The 22,155-nt window shown below is 72.7% G+C and carries 24 protein-coding genes and 1 tRNA gene; 2 read left to right on the top strand and 23 right to left on the bottom strand.

Annotated features, from left to right (window positions below):
* Window positions 1-235: 235 nt before the first annotated feature.
* Complete coding sequence (locus tag AB0K60_RS07015) at window positions 236-625, top strand: ATP-binding protein (RefSeq protein WP_364049485.1); 390 nt, start codon at window positions 236-238, stop codon at window positions 623-625.
* Between the two features lie 124 nt (window positions 626-749).
* On the opposite strand, the gene AB0K60_RS07020 is transcribed toward AB0K60_RS07015, so the two are convergent.
* The 5 genes from AB0K60_RS07020 to AB0K60_RS07040 all read right to left on the bottom strand — a co-directional run bounded on the left by AB0K60_RS07020 (window position 750) and on the right by AB0K60_RS07040 (window position 6,463).
* Window positions 750-1,955 (bottom strand): S8 family peptidase, encoded by a 1,206-nt coding sequence (locus AB0K60_RS07020; protein WP_364049487.1) that lies wholly within the window; start codon window positions 1,953-1,955, stop codon window positions 750-752.
* A gap of 752 nt (window positions 1,956-2,707) precedes the next feature.
* Complete coding sequence (locus AB0K60_RS07025; protein ID WP_364049489.1) at window positions 2,708-2,914, bottom strand: SHOCT domain-containing protein; 207 nt, start codon at window positions 2,912-2,914, stop codon at window positions 2,708-2,710.
* Window positions 2,915-2,919: 5 nt separating this feature from the next.
* Window positions 2,920-4,410: a cobyric acid synthase gene (locus tag AB0K60_RS07030; protein WP_364049491.1), complete on the bottom strand. Its 1,491-nt coding sequence runs from the start codon at window positions 4,408-4,410 to the stop codon at window positions 2,920-2,922.
* 119 nt (window positions 4,411-4,529) lie between these two features.
* The gene (locus AB0K60_RS07035; protein WP_364049493.1) at window positions 4,530-5,591 is read right to left on the bottom strand and encodes a cobalamin biosynthesis protein; all 1,062 of its coding nucleotides are present in this window, start codon (window positions 5,589-5,591) and stop codon (window positions 4,530-4,532) included.
* A 71-nt stretch (window positions 5,592-5,662) separates the two neighbouring features.
* A complete protein-coding gene (locus tag AB0K60_RS07040) occupies window positions 5,663-6,463 on the bottom strand; it encodes an aminoglycoside phosphotransferase family protein (protein WP_364049495.1) in 801 nt (266 codons plus the stop codon).
* Window positions 6,464-6,856: 393 nt separating this feature from the next.
* On the opposite strand from AB0K60_RS07040, the gene AB0K60_RS07045 reads away from it, so the two are divergent.
* Window positions 6,857-6,930, top strand: a tRNA-Arg gene (locus AB0K60_RS07045).
* Between the two features lie 146 nt (window positions 6,931-7,076).
* On the opposite strand, the gene AB0K60_RS07050 is transcribed toward AB0K60_RS07045, so the two are convergent.
* The 18 genes from AB0K60_RS07050 to AB0K60_RS07135 all read right to left on the bottom strand — a co-directional run bounded on the left by AB0K60_RS07050 (window position 7,077) and on the right by AB0K60_RS07135 (window position 22,153).
* Entirely contained in the window at window positions 7,077-8,492 is a 1,416-nt protein-coding gene (locus tag AB0K60_RS07050; RefSeq protein ID WP_364049497.1) for a tyrosine-type recombinase/integrase, read from the bottom strand.
* A complete protein-coding gene (locus tag AB0K60_RS07055; protein ID WP_364049499.1) occupies window positions 8,492-8,686 on the bottom strand; it encodes a helix-turn-helix domain-containing protein in 195 nt (64 codons plus the stop codon). Before AB0K60_RS07055 ends, AB0K60_RS07050 begins: the two co-directional genes overlap by 1 nt.
* A 99-nt stretch (window positions 8,687-8,785) precedes the next feature.
* Window positions 8,786-8,938 (bottom strand): hypothetical protein, encoded by a 153-nt coding sequence (locus AB0K60_RS07060; RefSeq protein ID WP_364049501.1) that lies wholly within the window; start codon window positions 8,936-8,938, stop codon window positions 8,786-8,788.
* A gap of 357 nt (window positions 8,939-9,295) precedes the next feature.
* Window positions 9,296-10,924, bottom strand: a complete 1,629-nt coding sequence (locus AB0K60_RS07065; RefSeq protein ID WP_364049503.1) for a hypothetical protein — start codon at window positions 10,922-10,924, stop codon at window positions 9,296-9,298.
* Window positions 10,921-11,823, bottom strand: a complete 903-nt coding sequence (locus AB0K60_RS07070) for a bifunctional DNA primase/polymerase (protein ID WP_364049505.1) — start codon at window positions 11,821-11,823, stop codon at window positions 10,921-10,923. The genes AB0K60_RS07065 and AB0K60_RS07070 overlap by 4 nt, the downstream gene beginning before the upstream one ends.
* Window positions 11,820-12,065 carry a hypothetical protein gene (locus tag AB0K60_RS07075; RefSeq protein ID WP_364049507.1) on the bottom strand — a complete coding sequence of 82 codons (246 nt, stop codon included), beginning with the start codon at window positions 12,063-12,065 and terminating at the stop codon, window positions 11,820-11,822. Before AB0K60_RS07075 ends, AB0K60_RS07070 begins: the two co-directional genes overlap by 4 nt.
* Before the next feature lie 48 nt (window positions 12,066-12,113).
* Window positions 12,114-12,377, bottom strand: a complete 264-nt coding sequence (locus tag AB0K60_RS07080) for a hypothetical protein (RefSeq protein WP_364049509.1) — start codon at window positions 12,375-12,377, stop codon at window positions 12,114-12,116.
* The gene (locus AB0K60_RS07085) at window positions 12,374-12,886 is read right to left on the bottom strand and encodes a Pycsar system effector family protein (RefSeq protein WP_364049511.1); all 513 of its coding nucleotides are present in this window, start codon (window positions 12,884-12,886) and stop codon (window positions 12,374-12,376) included. Before AB0K60_RS07085 ends, AB0K60_RS07080 begins: the two co-directional genes overlap by 4 nt.
* A 109-nt stretch (window positions 12,887-12,995) precedes the next feature.
* Window positions 12,996-14,033 (bottom strand): RNase adapter RapZ, encoded by a 1,038-nt coding sequence (locus AB0K60_RS07090; protein WP_364049513.1) that lies wholly within the window; start codon window positions 14,031-14,033, stop codon window positions 12,996-12,998.
* Window positions 14,034-14,310: 277 nt separating this feature from the next.
* Complete coding sequence (locus AB0K60_RS07095; protein WP_364049515.1) at window positions 14,311-16,611, bottom strand: hypothetical protein; 2,301 nt, start codon at window positions 16,609-16,611, stop codon at window positions 14,311-14,313.
* Between the two features lie 138 nt (window positions 16,612-16,749).
* Complete coding sequence (locus tag AB0K60_RS07100) at window positions 16,750-18,363, bottom strand: hypothetical protein (RefSeq protein ID WP_364049517.1); 1,614 nt, start codon at window positions 18,361-18,363, stop codon at window positions 16,750-16,752.
* Window positions 18,363-18,578, bottom strand: coding sequence for a hypothetical protein (locus tag AB0K60_RS07105; protein WP_364049519.1), 216 nt, complete (start codon window positions 18,576-18,578; stop codon window positions 18,363-18,365). The genes AB0K60_RS07100 and AB0K60_RS07105 overlap by 1 nt, the downstream gene beginning before the upstream one ends.
* Window positions 18,579-18,898: 320 nt before the next feature.
* Complete coding sequence (locus AB0K60_RS07110) at window positions 18,899-19,477, bottom strand: M48 family metalloprotease (protein ID WP_364049521.1); 579 nt, start codon at window positions 19,475-19,477, stop codon at window positions 18,899-18,901.
* Window positions 19,474-19,875, bottom strand: coding sequence for an ATP-binding protein (locus AB0K60_RS07115; RefSeq protein WP_364049523.1), 402 nt, complete (start codon window positions 19,873-19,875; stop codon window positions 19,474-19,476). The genes AB0K60_RS07110 and AB0K60_RS07115 overlap by 4 nt, the downstream gene beginning before the upstream one ends.
* Complete coding sequence (locus AB0K60_RS07120) at window positions 19,875-21,188, bottom strand: hypothetical protein (RefSeq protein WP_364049525.1); 1,314 nt, start codon at window positions 21,186-21,188, stop codon at window positions 19,875-19,877. The genes AB0K60_RS07115 and AB0K60_RS07120 overlap by 1 nt, the downstream gene beginning before the upstream one ends.
* A 134-nt stretch (window positions 21,189-21,322) precedes the next feature.
* Window positions 21,323-21,526 carry a hypothetical protein gene (locus AB0K60_RS07125; protein WP_364049527.1) on the bottom strand — a complete coding sequence of 68 codons (204 nt, stop codon included), beginning with the start codon at window positions 21,524-21,526 and terminating at the stop codon, window positions 21,323-21,325.
* A 74-nt stretch (window positions 21,527-21,600) separates the two neighbouring features.
* Complete coding sequence (locus AB0K60_RS07130; protein WP_364049529.1) at window positions 21,601-21,897, bottom strand: HU family DNA-binding protein; 297 nt, start codon at window positions 21,895-21,897, stop codon at window positions 21,601-21,603.
* 73 nt (window positions 21,898-21,970) lie between these two features.
* On the bottom strand, window positions 21,971-22,153 hold the full coding sequence (locus tag AB0K60_RS07135) for a hypothetical protein (RefSeq protein ID WP_364049531.1): 183 nt from the start codon (window positions 22,151-22,153) through the stop codon (window positions 21,971-21,973).
* Window positions 22,154-22,155 lie beyond the last annotated feature (2 nt).

Here is a 22,155-nt window from a genome sequence, read left to right on the forward strand (position 1 = left end):
GGTTCGCCTAGGTCTCCCGGTCCGCCGGACTTTCGGGCGCACCTTACCCCTTTTTGGACCGCCTATGGTCTGATTTCGGACAACACGGTACTCTCGAACTTCCCGTTTAGCCCGCACGTAGCCGTGAGTGGGACACACCTCCTCTGGGAATCGAGGCGCCCGTGCCATGTCCTGCCACGTACCCGCCCGCCACGCCGGCACCGATGCTCCGGCCCGACACCAGGCGCGGCGGCCGATGACCGAAGGCGGCCTGCTCGGAACGCTCGACCTGCCCGGCGCGGAGGAGTCGGTAGCACGCGGCCGGGCCTGGCTGCGCGGCCGCCTCGGAAACGACCACCCGGCCCTGGACGACGTGCTGCTGCTCGCCTCCGAACTGCTGACGAACGCGGTGCGGCACTCCGACTCGCGGCACGGCGGGACGGTGACGCTCGTGGCCGCGGCGATGCCCGGCGTGATCCACATCGTGGTCATCGACGACGGGGCGGCGAACGTGCCGCACATCGGCGGCGAGGAGGAGGACGGCGAGGGCGGGCGCGGCCTGTTTCTCGTGGATCTGCTCGCGCGGAGCTGGGGGATCTACGACGACAGCGCGGGGCGGGCCGTCTGGTTCGAGGTCAAGTACTAGAGGTCGAGCACTGGTCGTGACGACACGAGTGTTCAGGCGGGATGTGAGCATGGAACCGGCGGCTCGGAAGATCCGAGCCGCCGGTCGCGTTGAGGACGTCACCCTTCGCGGGACGGCCGGAAGGTCATGGCCCGGTATACAGCAGCACGTTCGGGGCGCCGGCGGCGTCGGTGACCACGTCCTTGGTGCCGGCCGCGACGATGGCGTCCTGAACCTGGGCGGGGGTGGCGGTCGGGTGATCGGCAAGGTAGAGCGCCGCCGCGCCCGCGACGTGCGGGGCGGCCATCGACGTGCCGGTCTTGGCGTCGATGGCGGTCGGGCCGGTGTGCCAGGCGGAGATGATGCCCTCGCCGGGCGCGAAGATGTCCACGCACGATCCGAAGTCGGAGTTGCTCCACCGCCTGTCGTCGTGCGTCGTCGCGCCCACGGTGATCACCTGGGGGAGTCGTGCCGGGGAGATTTGGCAGGCGTCGATGCCGTAGTTGCCGGCCGCGGCCACGACGGTGATGCCGGAGGCGATGGCGTTGCTCACGGCGAGGTCGAAGGCCGCGTTGCCACCCCTGATGCCGCCGCTCAGGTTCGCCACGGCGGGTTTGATCGCGTTGGCGGTGACCCAGTCGACGGCGGCGATGGCCCTGGTGAGGTTGACCAGGTTCGAGCAGTCGCCCACCCGAAGGCCCACCAGCCGCACGCCCTTGGCGACGCCATAGGTGGAGCCGCCGATGATGCCGGCCACGTGGGTGCCGTGACCGTAGCAGTCGGAGGTGTCGGTGTTGCCCTCGACGAAGTTGTACCCGCCGGTCACCCGGCCGCCGAACTCGTTGTGGGCGGAGTGGATGCCGCTGTCGATGACGTACACGTGCACGTTCTCGGCGGTCGTGGAGTAGTTGTAGGTGGAGTCCAGCGGCAGGTGGCGCTGGTCGATGCGGTCCAGGCCCCAGCGCGGCTTGGATTGTTGATCGGAGGCGAGTGTGATCGGGCGGTCCTTCTCCACGAAGGCCACGGCGGGGTCGGCGGCTATCTTCTTGGCCTCGTCGGGGGTCGCCCGGATGCTGAAGCCCTGCAGGGCGTGCTGGTAGACGAACCCGAGGCGCGCGTCCGTCTGCTCCGTCACCTGGCGGGCGCGGAGACGAACGTCCGTCCTGCGCGTGCCGGCGTCCTTCTTGAGGACGACGATGTAGTCGCCGGTGGTCGCTGTGGCGGTTCCGGAGGAAGCGGCCGGGTCGCCGGCCGAGGCGGGGGAGGCCATGATCAGCCCGGCGGCAACCGGTGTGATCATCACCAGCGCCGCCGTCAGTCGTCGTGCGGCGCGCAGGAGATATTGCTGCATCAAAACCTTTTTCGCGCGGAATCAACCATGAGACCGTCTTCGCCCGGATCTGACGATCTGCTCTGACAGTCGTCGGACGCTAAAGTTTTGGCATATTCCGTGTCAACCATCGATGTGGGGAGTAACGCGCGCGTGGACTGTGGACGCGCGGATCATCTCCGTGAAGCCACTGGTCGACGGGGACGATACGGGTGACTTGGAGCTATACGGCCGACCGTGTGCCTCTGCGACCGGAATGATTACTTTCATTCGCGGGACCGCGATAGCGCGGTGGGAGGCGTCTCGTACTCAACCGGCGGGTCTCCGGCGCGGGACATTAGTGAACCCTTTTCAACCTCATGCTTGCCGGTCAGGACAGGTACGCGCGGCCTCGGCCATCGCGCCCCAGGCGGCCCGTGGTGCAGGGCGGCCATATTCCGACCAACGTCGCGTGGGCCCAGCCCCGGCCTTCTGGCCAGGTTGCAAAGGGTTCAGTGACCTTTTTCAACATCGAGTTGGCCGGGCAACAGGGCCACACGAGGACTCCGCCACAGCGGGTCGGGTCGGCGAAGAGGCTGAGTGGCCATCGTCCCGGCAGACCGCCACATGGCCTACCCGACCCTCTGGCCAGGTTGAGAAGGTTCAGTGCTGTGGCCGGTTGTTCCGCCGGGCCCCTCCCCCTTGATCGTGAGTGCCTCTCGTGGCGAGGGGGCGAGTCGGGTTTCCGGCGAGGCGAGGGCACGGCCGTTGTCCGGCCGACGCTTCGGCGGGGGTCACCAGTCCTGTGACAGGCCGGACATCCGGCGCAGGTACTCGTCCTCGTCGATCTCGCCCGCGGCGTACCGGCGCTTGAGGATCTCGCGCGGATCCTCGGCCGCCGGGCGGCGCGCCTCCGCGGTCTTTCTGGACAGCCAGGCCATGCCGAAACTGATCGCGGCCAGCAGTGCGATCACGAGGGCGGCAATCAGCAGCAGGCGCATCTCCGTCACGCTCCTCCGGGCGGCAGGACCGGCAGATCCCTTTCCACCCCATTGTCCAGCAGGCGCAGCAGCGCCGCGGTGTCCATGTGGCGTTCGATCAGGTCGCCGAGCGCGTCCAGGCGGCGCTCGCGCAGCTCGGCGAACGACGTGTCCGCAGCGGGCGTGAAGTTCCGCCCGGCCACGGCGGCGACCTCGGCGAGGAACGCGCGCCGGAAGCCGTCGTTCTCCATCGCGCCGTGCCAGGTGGTGCCCCACACCGCGCCCAGTCGGCAGCCGTCGAGAAAGGGCTCGCCGCCGGTCGCGGTCACCACGCCGTGGTGGATCTCGTACGCGGCGACGGGCCGGCCGTAGGCCTCCCCCACCGGGCGGCCGAGCGTCTTGGCCGCGCCGAACTCGACGGTGGCGGGCAGCAGACCGAGCCCTTCGACCAGACCCGCGCCCGACTCCACCTCGTCGCGGATGTCGCGGGCCAGCATCTGGTAGCCGCCGCAGATGCCGAGCACCGGGCGCCCCCGCCGGGCGCGGTCCGCGACCGCGTCGGCCAGGCCGGTACGGCGCAGCCACTCCAGGTCGGCCACCGTCGCCCGCGAGCCCGGCAAAACGAGCAGGTCGGCGTCCTCGGCCTCGCCGGGGGTGGTGACGAACCTGACGATCACTCCGGGCTCGGCGGCGAGCGCGTCGACGTCGGTGAAGTTGGAGACGCGCGGCAGCCGTACGACGGCCACGCGCAGGCTCTCCCCGGTCGCGGCCTCCCGGGCGGGCGGGGCCGTGGCGAGGGCGAGGGAGTCCTCGGCGTCCATCCACAGGCCCTCGCGCCAGGGCAGCACGCCGTACACGGGTCTGCCGGTCAGCTCGCGCAGCATGTCGAGCCCGGGGGCGAGCAACTCGTCCGCGCCCCGGAACTTGTTGATCACGAATCCGGCGATGAGCGCCTGGTCGGCGGCGTCGAGCAGGGCGAGCGTGCCGTACAGGGAGGCGAAGACGCCGCCCCGGTCGATGTCCCCGACGACGATCACCGGCAGCCCGGCGGCCTGGGCGAGCCCCATGTTCGCGATGTCCCCCGCCCGCAGGTTGATCTCGGCCGGGCTGCCCGCACCCTCGCAGATCACCACGTCGTACTCGGCCCGCAGCCGCTCCAGCGACGCCACCGCGATCTCCCGCAGCCGATCCCGGTACGCGCCGTACTCCATCGCGTCCACGTCGGCGATCGCCTTGCCCAGCACGACGACCTGGCTGCGCCGATCGCTGCCCGGCTTGAGGAGGATCGGGTTCATGTCGGCCCTCGGCTCCAGCCCGCACGCCGCCGCCTGCATCGCCTGCGCCCGCCCGATCTCGGCGCCGTCGAGCGTCACGAACGAGTTCAGCGACATGTTCTGCGCCTTGTACGGCGCGACCTTCACCCCTTGCCGCGCCAGCCACCGGCAGATCCCCGCCGTGACCACGCTTTTCCCCGCGTCGGACGCCGTCCCCGCGACCAGCAGTGCCCCTCGCGCCATGGGACAAAGATGTCACATTCCCCCAAACCGCGACGAGAAGACAGAGCCGCAATCCCCCTGGGCCACGGCGACGAGCCAACCGGCCACCAAGATCGGCGATCGCCGCAGTCGGCGTCGGCTCAGCGACGCACGTGCCCGCGCCTGGAGCCGAACATCGCGGCCAGGCCGGTGGCGGACAGGCCGAAAGCACGAGCCGACCGTACCGAACGAGGCCCCGTGCCGGCCCAGCGACGCGCTCGGCCGCCTCTGGAGCCGAGCATCGCCGCCGCGATCGCGGCCAGGCCGGTGGCGGACAGGCCGACGGCACGCGCAAGCCGTACCGATCGGGAAATATCGGGTACGCGAGGACCGTCGCCGTCGCCAAGGTGAGGGCGATGCTCGATCCGGCCCCCATAGTCGTTGGCCCCGCCCAGGCGAACCCCCAGCGCACCGGCGAAGGCGGCCTCGCACCGCCCGGCGTTCGGGCTGGGATGGCGATGACCGTCCCTCCGCAGTACGGCGAGCGCCCGCCGAGCCGAACCCCCGACCCGGGACGCGTTGACGACGGTGAGCAGGGCGGTCGCCCGGGCCGGAAGCAGATTGGCCACGTCGTCCAGCCGTGCGGAGGCCCAGCCGAAACGCTCGTAGCGCGGCGAGCGATGCCCGACCATGGCGTCCAGCGTGTTGATCGCCCGATACCCGAGCAGACCGGGCACGCCACCGATCGCCCCCCAGACCAGCGGGCCGACCACGGCGTCGGAGGTGTTCTCGGCGATCGACTCGACGGTCGCGCGGGCCAGCTCATCCTCGCCCAGCCCCGACGGATCGCGCCCGCACAGATGCGGCAGCCGCGCCCGAGCCGCCGCGACGTCCCCACGTTCCAGGGCCGCGCCCATATACGCCCCCTCACGCCCCAGCGTGGTGCCGCCGAGCACGGCCCACGTGGCGGCGGCGGTCACGGCGGCCCGCGCCACCGGACGACGCCGGGTGAGCAGATGCGCCGCCACCCCGATCAGGGTCGCCCCACCCGCGCACACCGCCGTGTACGCCGCTCCCCTGACACGCGAGTCGGCGTACAGACGCCTTTCGATCGCGGACGCCGCCCGCCCGAACAGCGCCACCGGATGGCCTCGCCGCGGGTCGGCGAACACCGCGTCCGCGGCCGCGCCCACAAGCAGGCCAACGGCCGCGGCCGCGCCCATCCGAACGCAGTCGCGACCCGACCGACAGACGGTTCCCACTCGGCGCGGCCCCCGAAGCACGACGCTTCTCATCAAAAAAGATGTCTTTCAAGTTCTTCCTGATGCGCGTCAAGCCACGCGGCGGCCCTGCGGATGCGGTCCCCCGCGCCGGAGGCCCACATTCGCGCCCATCCCCCGCCCTCGCGGCTCGCACGGGCCCGCATCGCCGCGTAAGAACGGCCGAACCGCAACCTGGCCACCTCGACGACGCGGCGGCGATCGCGAGGCGCCAGCCCGTACGCGTCACAGAACAACCGAAGCCGGGCCCCGACGTCGAGCCCCCGCTGCAGCGGATCGGCGTCGACGGGATCGGCGATGGGCCCCCAGTGCCGCAACGTGGTGACGACGTCGAAGAGGCGGGTCGTAGGCCGCGCCAGATCAAAATCGATCAGAGCCACCGGTACGCCACGCTGAAAGATGACGTTCTCGAGAGTCACATCGCAGTGCCCGACGATCTCAGGCTCCCCGTCGTCACCGGACCCGTCCTCCCAGACCAGCCCAGGCGGCGGGACGAACCCCTCCACGGCATCATGAAAACGGCGCAGCAGCCGCCCAAGCGCAACCAGGGTCGCATCACTGACCGCAAAAGGCGGAAGCGGCCGCGATACCGACTCGCCCGGCATGAAGGACAGAACCTGCCTGCCCCGCTCGTCCACCCCGAGCGCACGCGGCGCACCGTCGAACCCCACGGCCTCCAGATGCGTGAGCAGGGCATGGACGGCGGGCGTCGACACCCGCACCGGCCGCCGCACAGTGTCGCCGACGCGCACGACTCCCTCGGTGACCTCTCCCCCACCCAGGAAAACCTCGGGCAGGGCCATGCTCAGAGACATGGGTCACAAGGGTAACCCTCCTTACCCGATCACGCAGCGAAATTCCCCCACAATACGGACAGGCACCCCGAGCCTGACGTGCGCGAACATCATCCGAATGCCGGCAGAACCCCGTCCACACACTCGCCGACCACATCGACGACGCCCTGCTCCGCAAGATCCCAATTCGGTCCCGAGCCGCTCCACACGAATCCGCGACCGCCTCGGAGCTGAGTATCGTCCTCACCGACCACCAAACGCCCCACCGACCCCCGTCCTCGGCAAATGGCTCGGTCCAGCGGCGTCCACGCAGCGGAGATCCACCATCGTCGCCAACGCGATATTACTCGTTTACCCTACCGATGCAATATCAGATGCACAGGCACTCCCCGGATCCTGCACAATGAGGCAGGAGCGCCCTTAGCTCAGCTGGATAGAGCACCGGACTTCTAATCCGACGGTCGCAGGTTCGAATCCTGCAGGGCGCGCGTTCCACGATCAGTATGAAAGAGCCCCTGACCTGCCCTAACGCCGGTCAGGGGCTCTCGTGTCGTAGGCGGTGGTGTGCGGCTGACAGCGGATGACTGCGGTTGGGTGTGCCAAATACGTGCGCAGATTCTGAAGCGAGCCCCGATCACTCGAGGTCGTGCTTGAGTGCGTCGGCGATCCGTCGCTTGGCGATCTCGTCTTGCCCGCTGATGCACTTGGCGTAGGTCCTGAGCAACACCTGGACGCTGTGGCCGGCCCACTCGGCGACCTGTGTCGGTGCGACCCCCGCGTTCAACCAGGTGGAGACGCAGGCATGCCGCAGGTCATAGACGCGTTTGGCCAGCGGAGAGGCGACCTCTTGCTCGGTGAGGGCCTGTTTCCTGGCCTTCGCCCAGACGCGCCGATAGGTGATGCTAGGCAGCTCTCCCCCACGCACCCCGGAGAACAGCCGGCCGTCGGCGGCCTTACCGTACGGTGCGGCCAGATGGGCGCGAAGGATCCTCACCAGTGCGGGCGGCATCGGCACGAGGCGGGTGTGACCGTCCGCCCGGTGCTTCAGCGAACGCTCCTCGCGCAGAGTGCCGCCATCGGTCCACTCCCGCCCGGCGAACGGGGCCGCAGCGGCCAGGTGGAGTTCCCCCCACGCCTCATCGGTCTCCTTCTGTTCGCCGGTCCCGTTCAAGACCAGGGGTGGCAGGGTGATGTTGTGAACTCGCAGGTGGACGACTTCCTCTGGCCGAAGTCCCGCGTAGTACATCAGCGCGAAGAACGCCACCAGGCGCTCGCCGCTCGGTTTCTGTGCCCGGACGGCGTCAAGCAGAGCACGGGCTTGGGCGTGGTTGACGACGCTGCGGCGGTCTACCTCATGGGTGCTCTTCGGCGGTTTCCACTTGAGGCCTTTTAACGGGTTCTCCGGAAGAAGATTGAGTTCCACCGCGTAGTCCAGGGCGTTCTGCAGGATCGTCTTGTTCCGCAGAATCGTGCTCGTCGCAGCTCGCTTGCCGTCCAGCCGCGAGGTGGCCATGTCCAGCATCGCCCTCACCAGAGCGGGGTCATCGGCGAGCTCGGACATCGGCTTGGTGTTGGTCGACAGCCAGAGGAGAGCGGCGGCCACGGCACCGACGGCCCTCCCCCGCTGCTTGGTGTTGTAGGCCCATCGGCGCATAGCCGTACGGAGGATGATGTCGTCGGGCTTGCCACGCTCGCTCGCGAGCATGGCGGGGGTGGCGGCCATGAGTGCGCGGGCGATGTCTTGGCGGTACTTCGCCGATGCGCTCTTCCACTTCATGTCGACGAACTTGCAGGCGAAGTCGTACCAGCTCATGACCCGGCGATCCGTGCGGCCCCAGGAAATCGGCTCGCCGGTGAGGAGGCTGAACGCCTCTCCCTTGCGGGCAGCGGCTTGGATTTCGCCTCTGTAGGTGTCGGCCTGAGCTGCGTTCCGGAACGACTTGCGCCGCGGCTTCTTTCCGACCTTCCATCGCACGTAGTACGTGATGACCTTCTTGCCCCTGTAGACCTCGGTCTTGTAGACGCGGACGTCGTAGGTGATGTCCTTCATCAAGCGACTTCCTCGCGCTCCTTGAGCCAGCTCTCGTAGTCGCCGCGACGGACGCGAAGGTCGCCGTTGGGGAGCTTGAGGCAACGCGGCGCGCGCCCCTTCGCGCGCCAGTCGTAAAAGGTGCGCCGGTTGATCCGCAGGTCCTTGCAGATCTCATCGACCGTGAGTTTCTCCTCAGACTTGGCCGTGGCCATGATGGTGGTGCCTCCTTTGACAGGTGGTGCGGCCCCGACGTGCTTTGGTCGGTTCGGTCGGGGCCGCTTCTTATGTGTGAGCTGACGCGGTGCCGGTGGTCAGGGGAGTCGTGCCTCGATGTAGATGCGGACGTTGCGGCTGTTGCCGCGGCTGGGGTACGGCTCGCTGACCTCGATGACGTCGAGGGCGCGGGCGATCAGGTCGGCGGCCTGTTCGGCCTCCTCGGGCAGGGAGATGATGCGGATCTTCATGTGGACCTCGGAGTTCGGCTGGTCGTTACGGACAGTGAGGGTTCAGGTCATGGGGTGAGGGCGGCGGCGCTCGTTCTGTGCGGGGAGGGCTGAAACATCGCCACACCTCCGCACCTCCGCACGACCGGTTCTGACCAGGGCGGATGGCTGCGGAGATAGAAAGTTCTGGAGGGGGGCCACCTCCGCAGCGGCGGCCCATCTCCGCAGAATCTGCGGAGATCGGGAGATGGACCTCCGCGCCCTTCCAAGATCTCCGCAGGTGTTTGCGCAGGCGAGAAGAGAGTGTGCGGAGATGCGGAGATGCGGAGATGTTTCAGCGGTTCTCCGGTGTGAACCGGCCTTGCGGCCGTGGTGTGCTCACGCATGGTGTTCGACCCAGAAGACGTTGCGGTCGCCGCGGTCGTTCTTGGCCGAGCGGATGACGTACGGCCCGCGCCAGCGGCCGACCTGCCCGGTCAGCAGCCGGCCCAGCGATAGCGGGTTGGGCAGGCGGCCGGTGTGGGTGGTGATGAACTGGCCGTCCCAGGTGTCGAGCTCCTGACCGTCGGCGTGGTCGGGTTCGGCCGAGCGGCGCAGTTCGGCGGCGGTCATCGGCGTGGCGCCGTGCAGCTGGTGCCAGCAGGCCAGGAACGCGCGCCAGCGGGACTCGTCCTCGTCGATGGCGGCCACGTCGGCGGCGTTGGTCAGGAAGCCGTCGATGCCGTGGTGGGCCAGGAAGCCGCCCAGGGCCTGGGCCCAGGGGGTGAACTGGCGCATCGACAGGCCGGCGGCGCGGGGTGCGCCATGGCCGGTCCAGTCCAGGACCAGGATGAGCAGGTGGCGCAGCACGGTGTGCTGGTTGGCCGGGATGGTGATCCACTGGTCCAGGTGCGGGATGCCGAAGCGGGACTGGTCGCGCTGGTCGGGGCGGGGCATGTCGGGGTCCAGGTGCACGCGGACGGTGCGCGAGGCCATGTCGCCGCCGACCTGGAGGTTGTTGCCGGTGGCCATCCACAGCCGGTCGTTGACGGTGGCGATGGTGCGCGAGGCGCCCAGCTGGCGGTCGGACCAGACGCCGGTGGTCAGCAGCAGGGCCAGGGTGGGTGAGTCGATGACGGTGCCTTCGGCCAGGTTGTCCCAGACCACGACGCCGACCTGTTCGGCCAGCACGGCGGTGATGCTCTTGCGCAGTTCCTCTTCGGCGTAGGCCCAGGGGATGACGCGCTGGCCGTACAGCATGCCGGGGCCGCCGGTGAGGATGGACTTGCCCGAGGCGGGCATGGTCGCGTCGATCAGCGCGAACGGCGCAAGGCTCCGGGTGAAGTGCCGCAGGATCGGTGTGACCAGCAGCGCCACATAGTTGGCCCGGTCGGCCGGCCCGGCCCAGGGGAAGTCCCGCAGGAACCGGTTCAGCAGGAACTCGCGGGCCGCGCGCACCTGCTCGGGTGTGGGCCGGTCGGGCACCGGCGGCATGGCGACGCGGGCCGCCAGATACAGCCCGGTGGCGGGGTCGTAGCCAGGGGTCTGCAGCAGGGTGCCGTCGCGGCGCAGCACGGGTGCCCCGATCACCCCGCGCAGCGGCGGGACGCCGGGCCAGGTCTTTCCGGCCAGTACCGAGGCGAGGATGTCGCGGGGCGGGGTGACCTCCTCCTCAAACAGCTCCACCCCGGCACCGGCGGCACCGGCACCGCCCGCTTCACCGGTGCCGGTGCCGGTGCCGCCGCCCTCGCGCAAGCCGCCGGATTTGCGGGCGCGCAGCCGGTAGACGTAGGCGTGTTCGGCCAGCAGCCCGGCCAGGGTGGCGGGGGTGAGGGTGCTGGCGGTGACCGGGAGCGGGCAGTCCTCGTCGGCGGCCGGGCTGACCAGGCCGCCGGAGACGGTTTCCATGTGCACCAGCGCGCCGCCGGCGACATAGGTGTCGGGCAGCAGCCGGTCGGCCAGCGCGGCCTTCAGCACCCGGATGGTCTCGGGCCCGGATCCGATCTGCACGTGCGGGGTGCGGCTCACGCGGCCACCTTCCGCGGCCGCCTGGCCCCCGCGCGCAGCCCGGAGGCGATGGTGCGGCGGGCCTCGCCGGGCCGCTGCCCCACCGCGATCGCGGCCTGGGCGAGCCAGGCGATCACATCGGCCTCATCCAGCTCGCCGCCGGCGACCAACTGGCCGAGGGCGACCGAGGCGTGGTAGAGCGCGTTGTTGTGCCCGTTAGGCGGCGAGCCGGTCACCCGCCCGATTTCGGCCAGCACCGCCGACCGCAGGTAGGCGCCGCGCCGGTCGGCGGCGACCGGCACCGTCACCGGATGCTGCGGCGGCAGCGGCGGCCGGCGCAGCCGCTCGGCCAGCCAGCCGGGCAGCGGCGCGGGGGGCGCGGGGTGGATGACCTGGTAGGCGCCGGCCCCGTCGGGCAGATCGACGACGCTGCCGGGGCCGACGACGTAGCCGCCGCTCGCGCGGGTGTCGATTTTCCAGCCCAGGCCGCCGCCGTCCTCGCCCCGGGTGTTGCCCAGCTCGACGCCGCCGGGGGCGGTGTAGTACAGGTGCATGCCGCCCAGCCGGGTCCGCACGCTGAAGGTCTCCCAGGTCGGCAGCGGCTGCCCGGCCCGCTCGCATACCACCGCCAGCACGTCCGCGCCGTCGGCCACCCCGGGCAGATCCCACTGCGGGGGCGGGACCTCGCCGGGCTTGGCCACGTCCAGGTCGAGCACGACCAGACGCGAGGGGCCGCAGGCGATCCCGATGTTGTACGGTGCCCGCGCCCACCACCGGCGGACCGTGGCCGGGTCGGTGGTGGCCTTCCTGGTCCACCGCCAGCCCGCCAGCGGGACCTTGTCACCGCACGCGAGCGGGAAGACATGCCAGCCGCGGGCGGCGGCGGCCAGCGCGAACCGCAACCTCGAATGAGTGCTCACCGGCCCGTCACCTCGGGCAGGCGGCGAAGGCCCCGGAACGGGCGCACCACCAGCTCGCCGCCGGCGCGGCGGATCAGCACGTTACGCGGCCCGGTGCCGTGCGCCGGGATCGCCGGACCCGAGGGGGTGGCCGGAGCGATGCGCGGGCCGGGCCGGTCGCCGGGGCGGATCGGCGGCCCCCAGGACGCCGGCACGACCACGGGCCGGCCGCGTTCCAGATAGGTGCGTCCGATCATGCTCATGAAGCCTCCTTGCGGTGTGGTCGACGGGTGGGCGAGGCCGCGGGGAGTTCACGCCCCTGAATCGGTCGGGGTCTCCAGGGAGGCGATCCACTCCTCGGCCGCGATGGCCTGGCGGTGGGCGTCGTCGATGAGGTCGGCCAGGTGGGTGCGCAGACGCCGCAGGGCGGCGTCGATGCGGGCGGCGGTCTTGCGGGCGGTCTCGTCGGGGCAGGTACGGCCCAGCTCCAGCAGGACGCCGGCGTCGGCGTCGGGCAGACGGGCCAGCAGCGTGCCGATCGCCTCGGCCTCGGAGATCTCGCGTCGGCCGGTCATGCGGTCACCGCCGGCGCCAACGCGGCGGCGAGCACGAGCAGGGCGGCCAGCAGCAGATCGACCGCCAGGCGCAGCCTGCGGTACTTGTCCCGGGCGATCCGCGACAGCAGCAGCAGTTCGGCGGCGGCCTGGCGGCACTGGTCCTCAATCAGGATCGGCACCTGCTCCAGGACCTCCTCGGCGCCGCGGGCGCCCGCGATCGCCGCGAATCCGACCGCGCCCTTGCGGGGGACGCGCGGGCGGATGATGGCCAGCAGCAGCCCGGCGGCGGCGACGAGCAGCCCGGCGGCGCCGACGGTCAGAGCCTTGGACAGCAGGGGCACGGTCGCCACGGTCGCGGCCGCCGACACCACCGCGACGGCGGCCCCGGCCCATCCGATCAACGCCGACGCCTTGGCGTCGATACGGGTCAGCTCGGTACGCACCGAGCCGGTCTCGCCTCGCAGGGCGTGCAAGACGCCGACGGTGAGCCGCTGCCCGCAGGCCTGCGGCTCGGCTGTGTGGGTCATGATGGAGACGCCTCCTGAATCTGCCTGATCTGCATGGATGGGGGTTGCGGGCGCGTCCGGCGTGAACCGGTCTTGGCGGATGGTCACGCTGGTACGCGCCCGTCTGCGGTTACTGGATGATCGGCTTGTCGACGTCGCGGTGGTGAACGCGAACGTCGACCCCGGTGGCGGCGAGCTCGTCGGCCAGGGCGCGGGCGATCACGACCGAGCGGTGGCGGCCGCCGGCGCATCCGGCGCCGACGCGGACGCTCTGGCCGGTGGCGGCCAGCAGCTCGCGCACGCACGCGGCGGTGTGGTCGACGACCTGCCGCACGCCCGGGGTGGACAGCACGTGCTCGTACACGGCCGGGTCCAGCCCGGTCATGGCGCGCATGGCCGGGCTGGCGTGCGGGTTGCGGAACAGCCGCCTACCGTCGAGGACGATGTCGGCCTCGGGCGGGGCGGCGTGGCCGTAGCCGAAGGAGGTGACCTCGACCGGCGGGCAGCCGAGCAGGTCCTTCAGCAGCTGCTGGTGGGCGGGGAACACGTCCCCGCCGAAGACCTCCTCCAGGAAACAGGTCAAGGCGACGTAGTTGCCGGCGGGCAGCCACGCCGCGTCGCTGGCGTCGTCGGCGGGGACCGGGTGCGGGAACGCGCCGTAGTCGACGGTGCCGATGTCGGCCCGGCAGGGCACGGTGACCATCCACGCCTCATCGCTGGCGCGGGGGTCGGGGACGTAGCGGGCGGGCAGCGCCTGCCAGTGGATGCCGGGGAAGGTCAGGCCGGTCTCCTCGGCGAGCTCGCGCACCGCCGCCCGCAGCGGGGTCTCGCCGGGGTCGACGGCGCCGCCGGGCAGCGCCCAGCCGTGGCCGTCGGCGCGCTCGACCATCAGCAGCACGCGGCATCCGTCGGTGGTGGTGGCGGTCACCACGGCGTCGGCGCACAGCTGCTCGCCCCAGTGCCCCAGCTGATTTCTGCCGTGCCGGATCCCGGTCGGGGCGTGCGGGTTGAGCGGGCGGCCGTCGACCACGGCGAAGGGGATCGCCGCGTGCTTGAGCCGCTCGGTCCAGTCGATCCGGGTCGGGTCGGTCTCGGGGTCGGCCCAGCCCTCGGTGACGCCGCGGGTCAGGACGTCGGGGTGGGTGAAAGTGATCTCGGTGTGGTCCACGTGGTTCCTCCTGTGGTGACGGTGGGTGATGAACGGGTGGTGCTCGGTCGGGACGGTCCCCTTGGAGCCCAGGGGCCGGCCGGCGAGCCGGGCGGAGCGGGGTGGGGGAGGCCGGGAGGTGGGGGTGACGGGCCTGCGGGCGGGCCTTGGAGGGGGGGTCGTGGGGGTCCCCCACCTCCCCCACATCGGCCGTCCGCCCTGGTGGCTCGGGGATGGGGGACCCCGGGGGAGGGTTGGGGGCCGGGGGAGGTCCCCCGGGGGACTCCCCCGGGGGAGGTCAGCCGGCGGCCGGGCGCCAGGCGGCCACCTCCTCGGGGACGTCGATCTCGCCGCGGCTGATACGCTCCGCAGCCGCCTGCAGGTCCTCGCGGGCGTAGCCGCGCCGGTCCTTGCCGTTGCGCATGAACTTGTTGGGGCGGGTGCTGACGTCCAGCGGACGCAGCAGCGCGGCCAGCGCGTAGGGGTCGGGGCGCCCGTCGCCGGACACGACGCTCAGCGCGGCCGCCAGCTCCTCGCTGTGCAGCCGCCCGGCCCGTTCGGCGTCGAAGACGGCCAGGGCGCGGAGCAGGATCTGCGGGATCGGCCGCACGGGGTCGGCGGGGGCGTCCGGGCCGGGCGGGATCGGGTGCATCTGCCGGGCGTGCAGGCGCGGGGTGGTGCGGCGGGTCATCGGCGGGTCGGGCCAGGAGGCCGGGCCGGTCACCGTCGACGTGGCGGCCTGGCGGTGGCCAAGCTCATACGGGTCGGCCCAGGTCGCTGCCGGGCCTGACGCCCCTGCGACGGCAAGGGCGGACGCGTCCGGGACGGCGGGCACCACGCTGAGATGCGCGCGCCCGCGGGCGGGCGGTGCCGCACCCCCGCCCCCGCCACCGGCGAGGCCGGCGGTGCGGCTTAGCGCGGCCAGTTCGGCGGCCTGCAGCGCCTCCAGGTCGCCGTCGGCGAACACCGCGGCCATGCGCTGGTAGCGGTCTTGGTAGGCGGCGCCGGCGGCGCGGACGGCGGCGGCGTCGAGTTCGGGGCGGGTGCGGGCGATGACCAGTGCTTCGGACAGGATGTCGGCGGGCTGCATCAGCTCGACCTTGGCCGGGCGGATCGGCGCCCGCCCGTCGCGTTCGTAGACGCAGCCGGAGGTGGGCAGGTCGTTGTCGGGGTTGAAGGAGCCGTACTTCTCCATGCCGAACAGGTAGGCCAGCTCCGCGGTCTCCTCCACCGGGAAGCCGACCTTCCAGGCGGCCTGGGTCATGATCGCGCGGGGGATCATGTCCATGGTCGCGCGCAGCGCGCTGACGATGACGTTGACGGCCTCGTTGCGGCCGATGCGCTGCAGTTCCTCCACCCCTTCGCGGATGCCCTTGCGCACCGGGTCGGTGTGCCGGGGCGAGAGGATCTCGGCTCCCTCGTCCAGCAGCAGCACGATCTCGGGCAGGTCGGGGGAGACCGGTAGCAGGTTGCTGTTGGCGGCGATCTTCAGGCGGCGGGAGGTGCGTTTGCGGTCCTTGGCGATCGCCAGCGCGGCCTGGACCATCTCCAGCGCGTCGCCGGGGGTGCCGGCCGCCCAGTCGATCGGCGGGCGGTCGCATTGGCCTTCCAGCCAGGGGTGCAGCCAGATCTGCGACATGCCGCCGCCGTTGAGGTCGATGTGCCACACCAGCGCGTCGCGGCAGCGGCCGGCGCGGGCGGTGGTCACGTGCAGCAGGTTGGTCTTGCCGCCGCCCCGCGCCCCGACGATGACCCCGGAGTGCTCGCGCAGCGCCGCCAGGGCCGGGGTGCCGTCGCGGTAGACGCCGTACGGCAGCGGTTCGTCGATGCCGTCCGGCCCCGCGTCCGGCTCATACGGCACCGGCTCCATCAGGCGGTTGACCACCGAGACGCGCAGGGTGAACTCGCCCCGGTGCGAGCCGGGGCCGGGCTTTTCCACCCCGCAGCCCTCCGGGAGCCGGGCGTCGATCGCCAAGGTGTCGGCGGCCTGTTCGATCCGCGACAGCGGGGCGTTGCCCAGCGGCATCAGGCAGGTCAGGGTGTAGCCGGTCCGGCCGGGCCACCACTGCACGTCCAGCACCTGCACCTGCAGGCGGCACACCCGGAAGAACCGGGCCTGCCACTGCTGTATCAGCTGGCTGTCGGCACGCCGCATCAGCACGCCGCCGGCCCGCTGCGGTACACCGGCCACGCCGGGCCGGGGCCGGGCCTTGCGGCGGCCCAGCGGGGACAGCAGACCGGCGGTCAGCGCCCCGGCCGCCAGGCTCAGCAGGGTGTTGCGCTCCCACGGGGTGAACAGCCATGCCCAGGTCAGCCAGCCGCCGCCGCCGATCCACAGGCCCAGCCGGTACCACAGCGCGGCCGGGGTCAGATTCTGGGCGGTGACCAGCGTGCTGATGCCGCCCACGGTGGCGGCCGTCACCGCCCACCACGCCTCAAGGCCGGCCTGGTGACCCACCGCGGCGGCGGCGGCCAGGCCCAGCGCCCCAACGGCCGCGCCCGAGACCGGGCCGCGCGGGACCAGCGACCAATCCGCACCGGCAGCGGCCCTGGCCGCCCTGGCGGGCTTGGCGGGCTTGTTCTTCCTGCTGGCGTGCACTGCGGCGTTCCCTTCCATCGCGTGGATGTGCTGAGTGCTGATCGGGTAAGGCGGGGACCCGTCGGATCCGGTGCCGGGTGAGCCGCCCCAGCCCCTGCCAGACCGGGCAGGTCCGAGGCGACCGGACGCGGCACCGGGTCAGTGGACGTTCCACTTCTGCTCGCCGGTGCGGGGCGTCTCGTGGCGGGCGATGTCGGCCTGGTGCAGCGTGCGGAACGTCGGCCCGACCGATTCGGCCAGCGGGACCAGCGCGGCCATCCCGGCGTAGATCTGCGACAGCAGCTCGATCACCGGGTGGTCGACCGGGTACTCGGCCTCCAGCCGGGCCGCCAGCGTGCGGATGGCCAGCGCGACGTTGCCGGGCAGCTCGCCGAACTGGTCCAGGTGCGCCGCGACGATCATCATGTCGTCGGTGGCGTAGTCGGCCGCCGCGGCGTGCATCTCCGCCGCGAGCGCGACCATCGGGAATCCGGACATCCTTCTCCTCCTGGTGTGATCGGTGGGAACCTCGCCGGTCCCGGGCTTGTCCGGGCCGGCCTGCTCGGGCGTGCGCCCGTCCTGCTCACCGCCGCCCTCGCCATCGCCGTCGCCGCCGGGGGCGTCCGGCGCGGTCTGGCCGTGCGGAGTCTGCTCCTGGTCCTGCTCCTGGTGCCGGCGGTCGGCCTTGCGGCGTTCCCGCCGGCGACGCCACGGGCCGGACAGCCACGCGGCCACCGCGACCACGGCCGCCGTCACCTGGGTGCCCCAGCTGCGGTGACGGCCGCCCAGCACGGCCAGCGCCCGGCGCCGCGCGGCCCGCAGCCCCCGGCCCTGCCGGGCGGAGGCCCACGCGGTGCTGAACCGGCCGCCCGCGCGCCGGCCGGCCCAGATCGCCGCCCGCCGCACCCCGCCGCCGATCGCGCCGCCGACCCCGCGAGCGGCCGCGCCCGCCCAGCGCCGGACGGCACGCGCGCCCTTGGACACCCGCCCGTCCCGCCGCCGGCCCTGCCGCCGGTCTTGCCCCTGGTCCTGCTGGTCCTGGTCACCGGCCGATGCCCGGCGCCGTCTTTTCAGCCACCCCCGCACACCGCCGGCGGCGCGCGTGCGGTGACCGGCCCCCGCCCGGTCGGTGTGCTTGTCCGGCCCGCGGCCGCGCACCCCCAGCGCGGCCGCGATCCGCCGCCCCAGCGACCGCCCGGTCCGCCCGGTCGACCGGCTCGCGTGAGCGCCCGCCGTACCGGGCACACCGCCGCCCGCGCGGCCGCCCAGACGCCCGGTCGCCGTGGTGCGGCCGGTCGACCCGTGGGCGGCCGGAACGCGGCCCTTGCCCGCACGCCCCCCGGCGCGGCCGCCGCCGAACAGCTCGCCCAGCACGCTGCGCGAGCGCCCGCCGGTCCCGGCGCCGGTCTTTCCGGGCTTGTCCTGCCTGCGGTCGCGGTCGCCGTGCCGGTGCTGCCGCCAGGCGACCGCACCCGCACCGGCGGCGCCGGCACCGGCGACCCCCCACCAACCGGCCACCTGGTACAGGCCGAACAGCCCCAGCACCACCGTCGCCAGGCCGCCCAGCAGCAGCATCCCGGCGGGCACCCCCGCCTGCTCACCGCCGTCGTCCTCGTCGTCCTGGTCGTTGTCGCCGGGGTCGTCGGCGCGAGCGGGCGCATCGGCGGGCATCTGCCCCCACTGATCCGCCCCAGGCTGGCCGGGCTCGCCCTCACCGGGCGAGGCCGGGACCGTCTCCTGCTCGGGCGCGGCCGTCGTGGTCTTCTCGACCATCAGGCACCGCCCGTCCGCAGGACGCGAACGGCCCGCGCGCAGTCGGCGGCGAGCCGCGCCTGCGCGTCGTGGATCTCCTCCAGCCGGGCGACCCCCTCGGCACAGAGCGGGTACTGCGCCCCCAGCTCGTCCACCAGGGCGCGGAACCGCCCGGCCGCCTGCAGCGGCACCTCGGCCAGCCGGTCGAAGAGCTGGTCAGCGGTCTGGTTGGTCATTCGGTCACCTCCAGGTCCAAAAGGGAAAGCTGGCCCGCGCACAGCCCGCACGGCTCCCACGGGCGGCGGTCGTGTTCCTTGGGGTGGCGGCACTGCCGGTCCGCCGGGACCTTCGGCAGGGCCTTGACGTGCTCGTTCAGGTCCCGCTCGGCGAGGCGGCGAACCGGCTGCCGCTCGCCGATCTCCCCGCAGGCGCATCCGGTAGACCCAGCCGGACGCGTCGCGGTCGCGCCGGATGACCGGGCGGTGCCGCACGGCCCCGGCCGCCGTGCCCGCCGGGCACGTCGCGTTCGGCGTGTTCGCGCTGTTCGCCGGGGTCATCACGCGCCACCCGCGATCCTGCGCAGACGGGCCGCGCGCAGCGGGTGGCCGTCGACCAGCCACCCGCCCGCCCGATACCACGCCGACTCGGCCGGGATCGCCGCCAGCGCGGCGGCCACAGCCTGCCGCCCCGGCACCCCGGCCGCCTCCAGCAGCCGCACCGCGTGGGCGTCGGCCGCGTACTCGGCACGCCGCCCCAGGGCCGCGCCGATGAGCAGACAGGTCACCGACACCACCGCGGCGGCCACCGCCGGCAGCATGCTCGCGCCGGTCACCAGGGCCGCCGACCCCGCGCCCACCCCGGCCCACGCCGCCCCCGCTGCGGCCAGCCGCCACCACCGCCGCCGCCGGTCGGTGTGCCCCAGCACGCAGTGCGCCGCCTCGTGCGCGGCCACGCCGTACAGGCGAGCCGGGACGGCGGCCAGATCCCCGGAAACGGTGATCAGCGGCGTGGTGCCGGTGCAGTCGATCTCCATCGACGCCTGGCCCTCCTCGCCGGCGGCGACCGCGACCACGACCACGCCCCCCACCGCCCCGGCCAGACGGGCGGCCGGCTCAGGCACCATGGACTCGCTCACCGGGCCGCCTCCACCTGCTGGAAGTCCAGCCGGCACGACACCGAGCGGCTGCGGGGGGTGGTGACGACCTCGTAGGCGGCGGCCAGCGCCTGGACCAGCCGCAGGCCGTACCCGCCCGGGGCCACCCGGGGCAGCGGCGCCAGGGCCGGGCCCTGGTCGACCACGTCCACGCCCACCGCCTGGTGGGCGTCGTCGACGCGCACCCGCACCACGAACGTCCCGCCCGGGGCGCCGCTGGCCGAACGCAGCACCGCGTTGGACGCCGGCTCCGACACGCACAGCGCCACATCGCAGGCCACCGCCGGCGGGCAGGCGGGCGGCAGGCAGGACGCCACGAACTCGCGCACCTGGCCCACGCTCTCGGGCACCCCGGGGAACTGCCTCTCACGGCCGGCCATCACGCACCTCCCGGGCACCGCAGCTCGTCGCGCAGGAGGCGGGACAGTTCCTCCCGGCAGTGCAGCGCCTGCTGAATCGCGCGTGCGGACGGGCGCGGCGGCAACTTCCCGGCGGCGATCAGGCGCTGCAGCTCGGCACGGTGCTCCTCGGGCGTCCGGCCCTTGGAAGACTCCTGGCGGGGGGCTCCTCCGCCCCTTCCTCCGAGGGGCTCCTCCGCCCCCTCCTCCGAGGTCCTCCCTCCCAGGTCAGACCCGGTGGGGGACGTGGCGGGCGACACCGCCGGGGACCGATCGCCGACGGGCATCGGGAGGACCGCCAGCAGCGACCACAGCGTGGGCAGCACCCACACCGCCGTCACCGCCGCCACCGGCCCCAGCGCGTGCACCACCAGCGTCAGCGCGTCGAAGTCGCCGGCGACGCCCGGCAGCGCCGGCCAGCAGTTCAGCAGCAGGGTCAGCCCCAAAAGCAGGGCCTCCACCCGGGTCAGCCGCTTGCCCTCGGGGCTGCGCCGGTCGACCACCTTGCCGCGCATCGCGCTGTAGGCCTGCACCCCGACCGCCGCCAGCAGCGGCAGCGACAGCGCCGGCTCCACACCGAACGCCGCCCACCACGCCAGGCTGCGCTCCTTCAGCTCCAGCGCCGTGGACACCGAGCCCTGCACGCCGATCGACGACACCGACAGCGCGATCCCGGCGGCCGACATGACCATCGCGGTGACCGTGCGCCGCACCTTCTGATCGCGCCAGGCCAGCGCACGCGGGTCCTGCCCCAGCGCGTACAACCGGGCCGCCTGGTTGACCTTCAGCCGCCGCTTGCGCACCTTGTCGGTCTCGACCTCAAGCAGCGCCTGGTCGTCCTGCAGCTCGACCAGGCGGTGCGCCTCGGCGACCCGGGCGCGCAGCTGGCGCACCCGCCGCGTCTCACCCGCGTCCACCGGCGCGACCTCGCCGACGCCGGCGAAGTCCTCCAGGTCCCCGCTGACGTCGGCGTCCTCGGGGTCGCCGGCCTCGCCCGGCTGGACGGGCCGGGCGGGCGGGGCCGTGGCGGCCTCGTCAAGGGCGGAGCAGTCCAGATCGTGATAGCCGTCGCGACGGCGACACCCAGGGCACCTCTCGCGGAAGAACCCGTTGTAGCCGTCGGCGGGCACGGCCGGGCCGAACAGCGGCGCGGGCGCGTCCTGCACGTCAGGCCCGGGCGGCGCGGGAGGCTCGGCGGGAGGGGCGTGGTCGGCGGCGATGCGCTCGGCCTCGGCGAGCAGACCCGCGATGTCCTGCGGCGTCGGCTCGTCGCCGGGCGTGGCGGCGGTCTGCATGGTCTCTCCTGGTGTGGTCGGGGTGGTCGGGTGGCGGCGTGCTGGGGGTCTGGACACCCACCCCGGGCGGGCCGGGGTGGGTCTGCGGGCCCACAGCGGGCGGGACGGTCAGAGGTGGTTGGGCTGGTGGGCGGTCAGCGCCGACGCCTCGCGTGATCAGCCGCTATCGCCTCCGCCTCCCGGGCGAGCAGGAGGTCGGGCACGTACTTGCCTCCCGCGGGCCCGCACCTGCGGCAGTAGACGGAGAGCTCGAACAGCCCGTCCGTGGAGGTCGCCTCTGCGGTGACGCGGTAGTCGACGCCGTCGCGGTAGAGGTAGGTGGATCCTCCGGTCGCCATGTCGCTTCCTTTCGTTGTGGTCGGTGGTCGGCCCCGGCCGCGCCCGCCGTTCGATCGGGCGCGGCCGGACGGTGCTACGCCGACGCGAGCGCCTTGCTCTCGCTGACCAGGTCCTTGAACGCGGACCCCGCGACGATCCGCGGCTTCCACGTCTCCGGGACCTCGACCGGCTGCCCCGTCTGCGGGTTGCGGGCGATACGGGCGGGCTTCCGGACCGCCTCGGCGGTGATGAACCCGGGGACGGTCACCTTGTCGCCGGCGGCGACGGCGACCTGGACGGCGGCGATGGTGGCGTCGATGACGGCCTTGACGTCCTTCTTGTCGAGCTTGGTGGCCTCGGCGACGGTCTCGACGAGCTCGCGCTTGTTCATGGGTCTCCTTGTGATCTGGTGGAGCGCTCTGCTCCGGACACGCGCCCGGTCAGGTCGGGCGCGATCCGCAACCTCAGCGCTTCCTCCTGCCGTACTGGCGGTTGGCGATCCTGGTCAGGGCCTCGTCCGCGTTTGCCTCGTGCTGCCGGGCGGCCCACGTGTGGCCCTGCTCCGACCGCTGGGCGGCGCGGGCGGACTCGTCGCGGGCGATCCGCTGCAGGTCGGCGCGGTTGTAGTCGCTGGGGATCAGCGGCACGG

Origin of the sequence: Thermopolyspora sp. NPDC052614 (genome assembly GCF_040678635.1) — a bacterium.
In the GTDB taxonomy this organism is placed as follows: Bacteria; Actinomycetota; Actinomycetes; order Streptosporangiales; family Streptosporangiaceae; genus Thermopolyspora.

What these genes read in the sequence shown, in the direction of transcription:
- AB0K60_RS07120 (WP_364049525.1), bottom strand. Translation starts at nt 21,188, where the DNA reads ATGCAGACCGCCGCCACGCCCGGCGACGAGCCGACGCCGCAGGACATC.
- AB0K60_RS07125 (WP_364049527.1), bottom strand. Translation starts at nt 21,526, where the DNA reads ATGGCGACCGGAGGATCCACCTACCTCTACCGCGACGGCGTCGACTAC.
- AB0K60_RS07040 (WP_364049495.1), bottom strand. Translation starts at nt 6,463, where the DNA reads ATGTCTCTGAGCATGGCCCTGCCCGAGGTTTTCCTGGGTGGGGGAGAG.
- AB0K60_RS07080 (WP_364049509.1), bottom strand. Translation starts at nt 12,377, where the DNA reads ATGACCGGCCGACGCGAGATCTCCGAGGCCGAGGCGATCGGCACGCTG.
- AB0K60_RS07055 (WP_364049499.1), bottom strand. Translation starts at nt 8,686, where the DNA reads ATGGCCACGGCCAAGTCTGAGGAGAAACTCACGGTCGATGAGATCTGC.
- AB0K60_RS07020 (WP_364049487.1), bottom strand. Translation starts at nt 1,955, where the DNA reads ATGCAGCAATATCTCCTGCGCGCCGCACGACGACTGACGGCGGCGCTG.
- AB0K60_RS07105 (WP_364049519.1), bottom strand. Translation starts at nt 18,578, where the DNA reads ATGACCAACCAGACCGCTGACCAGCTCTTCGACCGGCTGGCCGAGGTG.
- AB0K60_RS07100 (WP_364049517.1), bottom strand. Translation starts at nt 18,363, where the DNA reads ATGGTCGAGAAGACCACGACGGCCGCGCCCGAGCAGGAGACGGTCCCG.
- AB0K60_RS07050 (WP_364049497.1), bottom strand. Translation starts at nt 8,492, where the DNA reads ATGAAGGACATCACCTACGACGTCCGCGTCTACAAGACCGAGGTCTAC.
- AB0K60_RS07075 (WP_364049507.1), bottom strand. Translation starts at nt 12,065, where the DNA reads ATGAGCATGATCGGACGCACCTATCTGGAACGCGGCCGGCCCGTGGTC.
- AB0K60_RS07060 (WP_364049501.1), bottom strand. Translation starts at nt 8,938, where the DNA reads ATGAAGATCCGCATCATCTCCCTGCCCGAGGAGGCCGAACAGGCCGCC.
- AB0K60_RS07035 (WP_364049493.1), bottom strand. Translation starts at nt 5,591, where the DNA reads ATGGGCGCGGCCGCGGCCGTTGGCCTGCTTGTGGGCGCGGCCGCGGAC.
- AB0K60_RS07015 (WP_364049485.1), top strand. Translation starts at nt 236, where the DNA reads ATGACCGAAGGCGGCCTGCTCGGAACGCTCGACCTGCCCGGCGCGGAG.
- AB0K60_RS07030 (WP_364049491.1), bottom strand. Translation starts at nt 4,410, where the DNA reads ATGGCGCGAGGGGCACTGCTGGTCGCGGGGACGGCGTCCGACGCGGGG.
- AB0K60_RS07085 (WP_364049511.1), bottom strand. Translation starts at nt 12,886, where the DNA reads ATGACCCACACAGCCGAGCCGCAGGCCTGCGGGCAGCGGCTCACCGTC.
- AB0K60_RS07025 (WP_364049489.1), bottom strand. Translation starts at nt 2,914, where the DNA reads ATGCGCCTGCTGCTGATTGCCGCCCTCGTGATCGCACTGCTGGCCGCG.
- AB0K60_RS07130 (WP_364049529.1), bottom strand. Translation starts at nt 21,897, where the DNA reads ATGAACAAGCGCGAGCTCGTCGAGACCGTCGCCGAGGCCACCAAGCTC.
- AB0K60_RS07115 (WP_364049523.1), bottom strand. Translation starts at nt 19,875, where the DNA reads ATGGCCGGCCGTGAGAGGCAGTTCCCCGGGGTGCCCGAGAGCGTGGGC.